The 12,239-nt window shown below is 65.3% G+C and carries 8 protein-coding genes; 6 read left to right on the top strand and 2 right to left on the bottom strand.

The genetic code is table 11. The features are described from left to right. The first annotated feature begins 15 nt into the window (after window positions 1-15). The 4 genes from lgt to pyk all read left to right on the top strand — a co-directional run bounded on the left by lgt (window position 16) and on the right by pyk (window position 8,687). Entirely contained in the window at window positions 16-987 is a 972-nt protein-coding gene (lgt, locus tag C3E77_RS07240; protein ID WP_232528782.1) for a prolipoprotein diacylglyceryl transferase, read from the top strand. Between the two features lie 142 nt (window positions 988-1,129). Next, window positions 1,130-5,707: a glutamate synthase large subunit gene (gene gltB, locus C3E77_RS07235; protein WP_108391014.1), complete on the top strand. Its 4,578-nt coding sequence runs from the start codon at window positions 1,130-1,132 to the stop codon at window positions 5,705-5,707. Further along, entirely contained in the window at window positions 5,700-7,157 is a 1,458-nt protein-coding gene (locus C3E77_RS07230) for a glutamate synthase subunit beta (RefSeq protein ID WP_108391013.1), read from the top strand. Before gltB ends, C3E77_RS07230 begins: the two co-directional genes overlap by 8 nt. 90 nt (window positions 7,158-7,247) lie before the next feature. Beyond that, window positions 7,248-8,687: a pyruvate kinase gene (gene pyk / locus C3E77_RS07225; RefSeq protein ID WP_108391012.1), complete on the top strand. Its 1,440-nt coding sequence runs from the start codon at window positions 7,248-7,250 to the stop codon at window positions 8,685-8,687. Window positions 8,688-8,794: 107 nt separating this feature from the next. On the opposite strand, the gene C3E77_RS15395 is transcribed toward pyk, so the two are convergent. Further along, on the bottom strand, window positions 8,795-8,971 hold the full coding sequence (locus C3E77_RS15395) for a hypothetical protein (RefSeq protein WP_162924940.1): 177 nt from the start codon (window positions 8,969-8,971) through the stop codon (window positions 8,795-8,797). A 103-nt stretch (window positions 8,972-9,074) separates the two neighbouring features. Between C3E77_RS15395 and C3E77_RS07220 the strand changes: the two genes are divergently transcribed. Beyond that, a complete protein-coding gene (locus tag C3E77_RS07220; protein WP_108391011.1) occupies window positions 9,075-9,602 on the top strand; it encodes a DUF6328 family protein in 528 nt (175 codons plus the stop codon). An 81-nt stretch (window positions 9,603-9,683) separates the two neighbouring features. Beyond that, a complete protein-coding gene (gene ku / locus C3E77_RS07215; protein WP_108391010.1) occupies window positions 9,684-10,520 on the top strand; it encodes a non-homologous end joining protein Ku in 837 nt (278 codons plus the stop codon). Between the two features lie 24 nt (window positions 10,521-10,544). Here ku and C3E77_RS07210 read toward each other — a convergent pair whose 3' ends face one another. Beyond that, complete coding sequence (locus C3E77_RS07210; RefSeq protein WP_108391009.1) at window positions 10,545-12,044, bottom strand: FAD-dependent oxidoreductase; 1,500 nt, start codon at window positions 12,042-12,044, stop codon at window positions 10,545-10,547. Window positions 12,045-12,239 lie beyond the last annotated feature (195 nt).

Raw genomic sequence — 12,239 nt, 5'->3', positions numbered from 1 at the left:
AAGGCGTGGAGCTCAGTGTCCTTCCACCTCAGCATCCCCAGTCCAGATGTCAGCTATATCCAGCTGGGCAACTTCACCATCCACTTCTACGCCCTGTGCATTCTCGCCGGCATCGTCGCCGCTGCATTTCTGACCAACGCGCGCCTCACCCGCCGCGGAGCTGAGCCGTGGGTCGTCCTCGACATCATTCTCTGGGCGGTGCCGCTCGGCATCGTCGGAGCGCGGGTCTTCCACGTCCTGACGCACCCCAACGACTACTTCTACCCCGGCGCCGACCTGCTGCGTACCCTCTACATCTGGGAGGGCGGGATCGCCATCTTTGGCGCGCTCATCGGTGGCGCGATCGGTGCGTGGCTGGGCTGCAGGATGACCGGCATCAGGTTCTGGACTTTCGCGGATGCCGTTGCACCTGCCCTGCTTCTGGCTCAGGCGTTCGGGCGGTTCGGCAACTGGTTCAACCAGGAACTCTTCGGCACACCGACCACGCTCCCGTGGGGACTCGAGATCGATGAATCCAACGCGGCCTGGCCCCAGGGCCTCCCGGCGGGAACCCTCTTCCACCCGACGTTCCTCTACGAGGTCATCTGGAACCTGGCCGGTGTCGCGGTCCTGCTCATCCTCGAGCGCCGGTTCCGGCTGCAGTGGGGCAAGGTTCTCGGCCTCTACCTGATCTGGTACGGCCTCGGCCGCACGGTATGGGAATCGATCCGTGTCGACCCGAGCGAGGTAATCCTCGGTCTCCGCGTCAACGTCTGGGCGGCACTGCTCGCCATCGTTGTCGGCATCCTCATCGTCGTCGTTCAGTCCAGGCGCCACACGGGCCTCGAGCCGAGCCCGTACGTTCCCGGCCGTGAGTGGTCCGGTACCGACGCCGGTGTACAATCGACACACACGGATTCGGACTACGTGGACGTCAGCGAGCCTGACCTCCCAGCCGTCGAATCCCGAGAGACCGCCGCCACAAGCGAGACCGGTTCTCGCTCCTAGGATTGCCGTTACCCGGAAAGCTTCTAAACCCCCACGCGATCGCCCGCGAGTGCTCGATAGGCACTCAGCCCAATGTCGGGCGGCGACGCGCTCAGATATTCAGGGCCACCGGTGTCCCGCGCAATCTTTAGGACGGTAATCGATGGAGCCACGGCCCACCTTTTCACAGTTCAGCCTCGTGCCAGAGGCGCAGGGACTCTATAACCCGCGTCGCGAGAAGGACGCCTGTGGCCTCGCCATGGTCGCAACGCTTCGAGGAACCGCCGGCCACGACATCATCGTGTCGGCCCTCGATGCGCTGCGTAACCTCGAGCACCGTGGTGCCATTGGCTCCGATGCGGGCACCGGAGACGGCGCAGGCATCCTGACGCAGATCCCCGACGATTTCCTGCGCGCGGTGGCCGAGTTCGAACTCCCCGAAGCAGGTGAGTACGCGGTCGGAATGGCGTTCCTGCCGCGTGACGAGGCCGAGCGCGCCGCGCTGAAGGCGAGCATCGAGGAGATCGCGTCGAGCGAGAGCCTCAGGGTTCTCGGCTGGCGCCAGGTGCCCGTCGACTCCACGCACCTCGGCAAGCTCGCTCTTGCAGCCATGCCCGCATTCGAGCAGCTCTTCGTGTCGAGTACAGCGACAACGGATGCCGGTGACCCGGTCAGTGGGATCGCGCTCGATCGCCAGGCGTTCCGGCTTCGCAAGCGTGCCGAGCGGGAGCTCAACGCATACTTCATCTCCCTGTCCTGCCGCACGATGGTCTACAAGGGAATGGTCACGACGCTCCAGCTCGAACCGTTCTACCCCGACCTCAGCGACGAGCGCTTCGCATCGAAGCTGGCCATCGTCCACTCCCGCTATTCCACCAACACGTTCCCGTCGTGGCCGCTCGCGCAGCCGTTGCGGATGATGGCGCACAACGGCGAGATCAACACCGTCGAGGGCAACCGCAACTGGATGCGTGCGCGCCAGTCGCAGCTCGAGAGCGAACTGCTCGGCGACATCCGACCCCTGCTTCCCATCATCACGCCCGGCGCGAGCGACTCCGCATCCTTTGACGAGGTGCTCGAGCTGCTCACGCTCACCGGCCGGACACTCCCGCACGCCATGATGATGATGGTGCCGGAGGCCTGGGAGAAGCAGACCGGGCTGCCACAGGATCTCAGGGACTTCTACGAGTTCAACTCGATGCAGATGGAGCCGTGGGACGGACCAGCCGCGCTCACATTCACCGACGGGACCCTCGTCGGCGCAACCCTCGACCGCAATGGGCTTCGCCCGGGGCGCTGGCTCGAGACCACAGACGGACTCATCGTGCTCGGCAGTGAGATCGGCGTGCTCGACATCGCACCGGAGCGGGTCAAGCGCAAGGGCAGGCTCCGCCCCGGCAAGATGTTCCTCGTCGACACCGAGGCGCAGCGCCTCATCGAGGACGAAGAGATCAAGGCGACACTCGCGGCGTCACAGCCGTGGGGCACGTGGCTCGACGCGGGGCGCATCAACCTCAGCGACCTGCCGGAGCGCGAGCACATCGTGCACACTCCGGCGTCGGTGACCCGCCGCCAGCGCACCTTCGGTTACACGGAGGAAGAAGTGCGCATCCTGCTGAAACCGATGGGCCAGAACGGTGCAGAGCCGCTCGGTGCCATGGGTTCGGACACACCGATTGCCGCTCTGTCCGCTCGCCCGAGGCTGCTCTTCGACTACTTCACCCAGCAGTTCGCGCAGGTGACCAACCCGCCGCTCGACTCCATCCGTGAAGAGGTCGTCACCTCTCTCAAGCTCGGGCTCGGCCCGGAGCGGAACCTGCTGAGCGCTGGCCCCGAGCACGCCAAACAGGTCGTTCTCGACTTCCCGGTGATCGACAACGATGAGCTGGCCAAGATCCAGCACATCGACCCGCGCCATGGTTCGCGCACCACCACGACGATCAGGGGCCTCTACCGCTTCGACGAGGGCCCCGACGCGCTTCGCGACCGCATCGACGCCATTTGCGCTGAGGTCGATGAGGCCATCGCCGCCGGTGCCTACTTCATCGTGCTGAGCGACCGCGATTCCAACAAAGACCTCGCACCGATCCCGTCACTTCTGCTCGTCGCCGCGGTCCACCACCACCTCATCCGCGCGCAAAACCGGCTCAAGGTCGGGATCGTCGTCGAGGCGGGTGACGTCCGCGAGGTGCACCACGTCGCGACTCTCATCGGTTATGGCGCGTCCGCCGTCAACCCCTACCTCGCGATGGAGACCTGCGAGGACCTCGTCCGCAGCGGCACGATCACCGGAATCACCGCCGAACAGGCAGTGCGCAACGTCATCTATGCGCTCGGCAAGGGCGTGCTCAAGATCATGTCGAAGATGGGGATCTCAACGGTGTCGTCGTACGCTGGTGCCCAGTGCTTCGAAGCGGTCGGCCTCAGCCAGGAATTCGTCGACCGGTACTTCACCGGAACAGAATCGACACTGGGTGGCGTCGGCATCGACGTGATCCAGACCGAGAACCTCAAGCGACACGAGGCGGCGTACCCCCTCAACACCGCCAAGATTTCGCACGAGCGGCTGGAGACCGGTGGCGAGTACGCCTGGCGTCGTGACGGTTCTCCCCACCTGTTCAACCCGGACACGATCTTCCGCCTCCAGCACTCAACGCGCACGAGGCGTTACGACATCTTCCGCGACTACACCAAACTCGTCGACGACCAGGCCGAGAGCCTGATGACGCTTCGCGGCCTGTTCCGGCTCAAGACGGAAGCACGTCACCCCATCCCTCTCGACGAGGTGGAATCTGTCGAGTCGATCGTCAAGCGGTTCTCGACGGGAGCGATGAGCTATGGCTCGATCTCCGCTGAGGCGCACGAGACACTCGCGATCGCGATGAACCGCCTCGGCGCCAAGAGCAACACCGGTGAGGGCGGCGAGGACACCGACCGGCTGCTCGACCCCGAGCGCCGCAGCGCCATCAAGCAGGTCGCTTCGGGTCGGTTCGGTGTCACGAGCATGTACCTCACCCACGCCGATGACATCCAGATCAAGCTCGCCCAGGGTGCAAAGCCGGGAGAGGGCGGGCAGCTGCCGCCGACGAAGGTCTACCCGTGGGTCGCCCGTACCCGCCACGCCACGGCTGGCGTCGGACTGATCTCACCGCCGCCGCACCACGACATCTACTCGATCGAAGACCTCAAGCAGCTCATCTTCGACCTCAAGCGGGCCAACCCGTCGGCACGGATCCACACCAAGCTCGTGAGCCAGTCGGGCATCGGCGCCGTAGCCGCCGGTGTCGCCAAGGCGCTCTCCGACGTCATCCTGGTGTCTGGGCATGACGGGGGTACCGGCGCGAGTCCGCTGAACTCGCTCAAGCACGCCGGAACCCCGTGGGAACTCGGCCTCGCCGAAACCCAGCAGACGCTCATGCTCAACGGCATGCGCGACCGCGTTGTGGTTCAGGTCGACGGCCAGCTGAAGACCGGCCGCGACGTCATCATCGGCGCGCTGCTCGGTGCTGAAGAGTTCGGTTTCGCCACGGCCCCGCTCGTCGTTTCGGGCTGCGTCATGATGCGCGTCTGCCACCTCGACACCTGCCCCGTCGGCGTTGCAACCCAGAACCCCGTTCTGCGCGACCGGTTCACGGGCAAGCCGGAGTTCGTCGTCAACTTCTTCCAGTTCATCGCGGAGGAAGTGCGCGAGTACCTCGCCGCGCTTGGTTTCAGGACCCTGCAGGAGGCGATCGGGCACAACGAGCTCATCGACACCAACACGGCGATCCAGCACTGGAAGGCGTCGGGTCTCAACCTGGAGCCGATCCTCGTCGGCCCCGCGTTCGACGCTTCCGAGCCGCGGACACACGCCCGCAACCAGGAGCACGAACTCGACAAGCACTTCGACGTCTCGCTCATCGCGGAGAGCCGCAACGTGCTCGAGCACGGTGGAACCGTCTCGATCGAGCGGACCATCCGCAACACCGAGCGGGCAGTCGGAACAATGCTCGGCCACGAGGTCACCGTCCGACACGGAGAGAACGGACTCCCGTCCGGCTCGATCCAGGTCAGGCTGCGGGGCTCGGCCGGCCAGTCGTTCGGCGCTTTCCTGCCGAGCGGCATCACCCTGCGTCTCGAGGGGGAGTCCAACGACTACGTCGGCAAGGGCCTCTCCGGCGGCGAGATCGTGATCTTCCCGCCGAAGGGAAGCACGTTCCCGTCAGAGGAAAATGTCATCGCCGGGAACGTCATCGGTTACGGGGCCACGCAGGGCACGATGTTCCTGTCCGGCATCGTCGGTGAACGATTCCTCGTACGGAACTCCGGGGCCACTGCCGTCGTCGAAGGTGCTGGCGATCACGCGCTTGAGTACATGACGGGCGGGCTCGCGGTAATTCTCGGCGAGACGGGGCGGAACCTGGGCGCCGGCATGTCCGGCGGTACAGCATACGTTCACCGCCTCACCCCGGAGAAGGTGAACCGTGAAGCCCTGGCTGCCGGCGAGCTGACTCTGTCTCCGCTCGGCAGCGCAGACATCGAGATCGTCCGCGACCTGCTCGAACGCCACCTCGCCGAAACCGGTTCACCCCGTGCGGCCCAGCTCCTCGCCGACGGCGAATCGGGTCTCTCGGAATTTGTCAAAGTATTGCCCCGCGACTACGCAGCTGTCCTGCGCACGCGCCAGGACGCCGTTGCCGAGGGACTCGATCCCGACGGCGACGTCGTCTGGGGCCGAATCCTGGAGGTTACCGGTGGCTGATCCGAAAGGCTTCCTGAAGGTCACAGAGCGCGAACTCCCCAAGCGCAGGCCCGTCCCGATCCGGTTGATGGATTGGAAAGAGGTCTACGAGGAGGGCGATCCGACACAGCTTCGCCGGCAGGCCGGTCGTTGCATGGACTGTGGCGTGCCGTTCTGCCACCAGGGATGCCCGCTCGGCAACCTGATCCCCGAGTGGAACGACCTCGCCTGGCGTGGAGACGGCAGGCAGGCCATCGAACGTCTGCACGCCACAAACAACTTCCCCGAATTCACGGGCCGGCTCTGCCCTGCACCGTGCGAGAGCGCCTGCGTGCTCGGTATCAACCAGCCCGCGGTGACGATCAAGCAGGTCGAGGTGTCGATCATCGACCAGGCCTTCGCCAACGGCTGGGTCGACTCTCACCCGCCGGAGAGCCTCACCGGCAAAACAGTAGCGGTGGTCGGATCGGGACCGGCCGGTCTTGCGGCTGCGCAGCAGCTCACGCGCGCCGGGCACACGGTGGCCGTCTACGAGCGCGATGACAGGATCGGTGGACTGCTTCGTTACGGCATCCCCGACTTCAAAATGGAGAAGAGGCACATCGACGCTCGCCTCAAGCAGATGGCCGACGAGGGAACCCGGTTCAGGGCCGGGGTCAACATCGGTGTCGACATCAGCTGGGACGCGCTGCGTTCGCGGTATGACGCCGTCGTGATCGCGACCGGTGCCATGGTTCCGCGCGATCTTCCCATCCCTGGTAGAGACCTCAACGGCGTTCACTTCGCCATGGACTACCTCGTGCAGCAGAACAAGGCTGGCGCCGGCGACGACGTCCCAGGCCAGATCGTCGCGGAAGACAAGCACGTCGTCGTCCTCGGTGGTGGCGACACCGGCGCTGACTGCATCGGAACAGCCCACCGCCAGGGCGCGGCAAGCGTGACAAACCTCGCGATCGGTACCCAGCCACCGACCGCGCGCACCGACGCCCAGCCGTGGCCGATGACGCCGACCCTGTTCGAAGTGTCGAGCGCACACGAAGAGGGCGGCGAACGCCAGTACCTGGTGTCCACCGTCGAGTTCCTCGGCAACGAGTCCGGCGAGGTTCGTGCCATCCGCGTCGCTGAGACGGAATTCGTCGACGGGCGCCGGGTGCCGAAGAGCGGCACCGAACGGGAGATCCCCGCCGACCTCGTGCTCCTCGCACTGGGCTTCACCGGGCCCGAGTCGCACGACCTCACCGCCCAGCTCGGCGTTCCTTTTGACGGTCGCGGCAACGTGGAGCGCAGCAGCGAGTACGCAACGAGTGAGCCGGGTGTCTTCGTTGCCGGTGATGCCGGCCGCGGCCAGTCGCTCATTGTCTGGGCAATCGCCGAGGGCCGCGCCGCTGCCGCTGCCGTAGACAAGTACCTCGAAGGGGAGAGCGACCTCCCCGCACCGGTACGCCCTACCGATCGAGCCATAGCGCTCTAGACTTGGACCGCGTGTCCGGTCCGCATCTTTTTTCCCGCCAAGACAACCCCGCAACAGCGCGCATGCGCAGAAGCACGGAGAACGACAAGTATGAGACGAGCTAAAATCGTCGCTACCCTCGGGCCGGCAACCGCCAGCTATGAGGATATTCGGGCAATCATCGACGCAGGCGTCAACGTTGCGAGGATGAACCTCAGCCACGGCACCTACGACGTCCACGAGGGTGTTTACGCGAACGTGCGCAGGGCCGCAGCGGACGCGGGCGAGCCCGTGGCCGTGCTCGTCGACCTGCAGGGGCCGAAGATCCGGCTCGGCAAGTTCGAGAGCGGACCGCACCACCTCGCCAAGGGCGACATCTTCAAGATCACCACCGAGGACGTTCTCGGAACCAAGGATCTGTGCGGAACGACGTTCAAGGGTCTGCCGGACGACGTGAAGCCAGGTGACTTCCTTCTCATCGACGACGGCAAGGTCAAGGTGAAGGTCCTCGAGACCGACGGCGTCGTCGTCACAACCGAGGTCGTCGTCGCCGGCGCTGTCTCCAACAACAAGGGCATCAACCTCCCCGGTGTTGCTGTCAACGTTCCCGCCCTGAGCGAGAAGGACGAGGCGGATCTCCGCTGGGGCCTCAAGCTCGGCGCAGACTTCATCGCGCTCTCGTTCGTGCGCAACGCCGAAGACATCACACGCGTCCACGAAATCATGGATGAGGAGGGCAAGCGCCTTCCGGTCATTGCCAAGATCGAGAAGCCTCAGGCGGTCGATCACCTCGAAGAGATCATCGAAGCCTTCGACGGCATCATGGTCGCGCGAGGCGACCTCGGTGTCGAGCTTCCCCTCGAAGCTGTGCCGATCGTGCAGAAGCGCGCCGTTGAACTCTGCCGGCGGATGGCAAAGCCGGTCATCGTCGCGACGCAGATGCTCGAGTCGATGATCTCAAGCCCGATCCCGACCCGCGCGGAAACCTCCGACGTCGCGAACGCCGTTCTCGACGGTGCAGACGCCGTCATGCTCAGCGGTGAGACAAGCGTCGGCCAGTACCCGGTGATCACCGTCCAGACCATGGCGCGCATCATCGAGTCGACCGAGGAGCACGGCCTCGAGCGCATTGCTCCGCTCGGTACCAAGCCGCGCACCCAGGGCGGTGCGATCACGCTCGCCGCGAGCGAGGTCGCTGACTTCGTCGAGGCCAAGTTCCTCGTCGTGTTCACGGAGTCCGGCGACTCGGTACGCCGGATGGCACGCCTTCGTACGCAGATCCCCGTGCTCGGAATGACGCCGGATGAAGGCATCCGCCGCCGCATGCAGCTGAACTGGGGTGTCGAAGCATTCCTGGTCGACCGCGTGACCCACACGGATGCCATGTTCAGCCAGGTCGACGACATCCTCCTGGGCCTCAACAAGGCCAAGGTCGGTGACAAGGTCGTCGTCATCTCGGGTTCCCCTCCCGGAATCCCCGGATCGACGAACGACCTGCGGGTCCACAAGGTGGGCGACGCCCGCCACGGAGTCGTTCCGGCGTACCAGTAGCCAAGCACCCTGTCACACACGCGAAACGCGGACCCTTTCGGGTCCGCGTTTCGTCGTTGGGGTTTCGTCGGTGGTATTCCATCGGTGGCCGAGTGCTCGGCTCCGCCCTACAGGTCTTCAGGCCGCACTACGCCATCCAGATCCGGGTCGGTGTCATCAATCGGGCGCTCTTCATCGAGGCCATCGAACTCCTCAAACGGGTCATCATCCTCGTCGGGGAGTACAGCGAGCTCTTCGTCATCCGGAACGATGATGTCACCGTCGTTGTCTGTCAGGTTCGCCATGGGCTGCTCCTTCCGTGGGGTTTGCGACCGAACTGCCGCTTGAGTGAAACCCTAGGCTTGGTGCAACGTCGGAACAAGAGCCCGACGAAAGGAATCGACGGCGATGACTGACGAACACAGCGAAGCCCGGCGGGATGCCGGCGGCAACGGGCGCGACGAAAGTGACGAGGAGCGCGCTGACCGCAACTGGCTTGACCTGCTCCAGGAGCTCCGGGTCCTCCAGGCGGGCACTCAAATCCTGACCGCATTCCTGCTGGCCATCGCCTTCCAGCCGCGGTTCACCGAACTCGACGAGTTCCAGCGCATCCTTTACCTGGCACTGGTCTCGGCGTCGATCCTCACCACGGTGCTGTGCCTGCTGCCGGTGAGCCTCCACCGGGTACTCTTCCGGCAGAGGCTCAAGAGCTTCACGGTGTCAATAGGGCATGCCATGGTCCGCGCCGTCATCTTCGGAGTTTCGGTCGCGACCGTCGGCACCGCCATGCTGATCTTCGACTTCGTCGTCGGCCGGACGGCCGGCCTGGTCGCGGCTGGCATCCTCACGGTGATACTCGTCGTCTTCGGGCTTTTCCTTCCGCTCGTTGTGAGGCACGTCTCGACGCCAGCCCCGGACACAGGCGCGGCCACCTGAGGCGCTGCCTCACCCGCCGCTGCGGTGTCAAGCGCTGGTCAAGCGGTGGCGAACGCCCGGGAAACGGTGTTCACTGAAAGCATGAGAGCAATCTGGAAGGGTGCCATCACCTTTGGCCTCGTCAACGTGCCGGTGAAGGTCTACAGCGCCACGGAAGACCACGACATCCCCCTGCACCAGGTCCACGATAAGGACGGCGGTCGCATCCGCTATCAGCGCCGGTGTGAGGTATGCGGCAAGATCGTCAAGTACGAGAACATCGACAAGGCCTATGACGACGGGGAACGCACCGTCGTCCTCACCGCAGAGGACATGGCGTCGCTGCCGCAGGAGAAGAGCCGCGAGATCGAGGTCGTCGAGTTCGTCCCCACCGAGCAGGTGGATCCGATGATGTTTGACCGCAGCTATTACCTCGAGCCTGACTCCACGTCGTCGAAGGCCTACGTTCTGCTCAGGAAGACGCTCGAGTCGACCGACCGAACCGCGATCGTCCGGTTCGCTCTTCGGCAGAAGACCCGGCTTGCTGCCCTCCGTGCCCGCGATGGGGTCCTCGTGGTGCAGACGTTGCTCTGGGGAGACGAGATCCGCGCGGCGGATTTCGACAGCCTCAAGGAGCGCGTGCGCATCTCAGCGAAGGAACTCGAACTCTCGAGTGCGCTCGTCGACAGCTTTGCCGATGACTTCAAACCCGAGCAATTCTCTGACGAGTACCAGGGAGAGTTGCGAACGCTCATCGATGCCAAGCTCGAACAGGGCGAGGCGCTCGATACGGATGCCACCTTCGGCGAGAGCGAGAAGGAAGAGGAGACCGGCGAGGTCATCGACCTGATGGAAGCCCTTCGCCGCAGCGTGGAGAAATCGCGCGACGCCAAGAAAAAGAAAGCGCCGGCGAAGACTTCCAGGAAGAAGCCCGCATAACGGCTGCCGCGTCAGCCCGCGAACTCAGCTCGCAAGCCCGGTGACAGATGGGCCCTCGAGCACGTCACCCGTCGCGGTGAACCGCGACCCGTGCAGCGGGCAGTCCCACGACCTCTCGACGTCGTTCCAGGCCACGATGCCTCCCAGGTGAGGACAAACGGCTGAGGTACGCGAGACGACGCCGTCGACCCGGCAGACCGCGACGGGTTTGACCCCGTCTCGTACGACAACCCCTTCGCCCTCCGCCGGCCCGTCTTCGGGAAGGCTCGACAGTTCCGCGCCGACCCAGCCCTTCGCGAGGTCGCTCGCCACCGTTGCACCGGCGGCGAGAGTGGTACGGATTGCGCTCGACGTCGGCACACGACCGCGAAGCGCGGTGGCCCAGTCGGGGGAGGTGCCGGCAAACTGGGCGGCGAGCGATATCCCGGCGGCAGCACCGTTGGCCATTCCCCATTTGTTGTAGCCGGTGGCGACGAAGACCCGGTCCTCGCCTGGACTGATCGGCCCGAAGTGTGGCAGCCCATCTGACACCCGATAATCCTGGGCAGACCAGGAGTGCGTTTCGGTGAGCCCGCCAAAGGTCGCCGTCGTCCACCCGGCGAGGTCCTCAACCCTGGCGGTCGTCGGCTGGCCTGTGCCCACCCTGTGGTCGTTACCTCCGACGATCAGGTACCGGCCGTCCGGCCGTGTCCAGTCCCGAATGGATCGGGACGGCTCGTCGACGGACAGGTACATTCCGCCGAGCTCGGGCTGTTCCCACCGATAGGCGAGGGCATATGACCTGTGCGCCTGAATGGTGGCGAACTGTGCTCCCCGCTTGAGGAACGGCATGCCGGTCGCCAGTACAACCCGGTCGCCCCGAACCTCCCCGCGGTCCGTCGGCACCACGCATGGGCCGCCCGAGTCCACGTCGAGGGCGCGGACACCCTCGATCACAATGCCGCCGTTCCGCCGAACCGCGCGGGTGAGAGCCGCCAGGAGTTCGACCGCGTCCAGCTGGAACTGTCCGCCAAGGCTCACCGCCGCGGCGATGTCGATCGGCAGTTCGAGTGCCGAAAGCGCCGTCACGTCAAGACCGAGCGACGACGCGGTGTCCAGCTCGGCTTCGATGGTGGGCGCGCCCTCGTCGGTCGACGCGTACGTCACGGCATCCCTGAACTCCAGCCGCACGCCCTCGGCGTCGGCGAAGCGCCTGATCCAGTCCTGTCCGGCACGGTTAGCGGCGAGATAAGCGTCGAGCAACTCGCGCGGAAGTGACCGGTCGAGGCTCGACAGCTGGGATCCCTGCAGCAGCGACACCTTCCCGGTCGTATTTCCGGTCGACACCGCCCCGACGTATCGCGCCTCGAGCACGATCACCGATTGCCCCTGCTCAGCGACCGCGAGGGCAGTGGCGAGGCCGGAGAGCCCGGCTCCAACCACGACGACGTCTGCCTCGAGGCCATCGCGCCAGGGGTCTGTATCGATGCCGTGGCGCCGGTCAAGCCACAGCGAAGGTCCCTGGGGCGGCAGTGATGTGGGCATCGTTGTTCTCCTCGTGTGAGCCGCGGGGTTTGTGCGCCGTGGCCCGCAGGTCCAGGGGCGGCACGTCCCGACCGTAGCGGGGCGCGGGCGCTTTCGCCACCCCTTGAGCCTGTAATTGCGCCGCGCGTATCGTTTGTGCCAGTTCTCGCCCGACGGCCCATTTGCACAGGTCGCCGGACGGGTCAACTACAGACA

This window comes from Mycetocola zhujimingii (assembly GCF_003065425.1).
GTDB lineage: Bacteria > Actinomycetota > Actinomycetes > Actinomycetales > Microbacteriaceae > Mycetocola_A > Mycetocola_A zhujimingii.
Note: the sequence above shows the minus strand (reverse complement) of the source record. Positions and strands in the feature narration are given on the sequence as shown.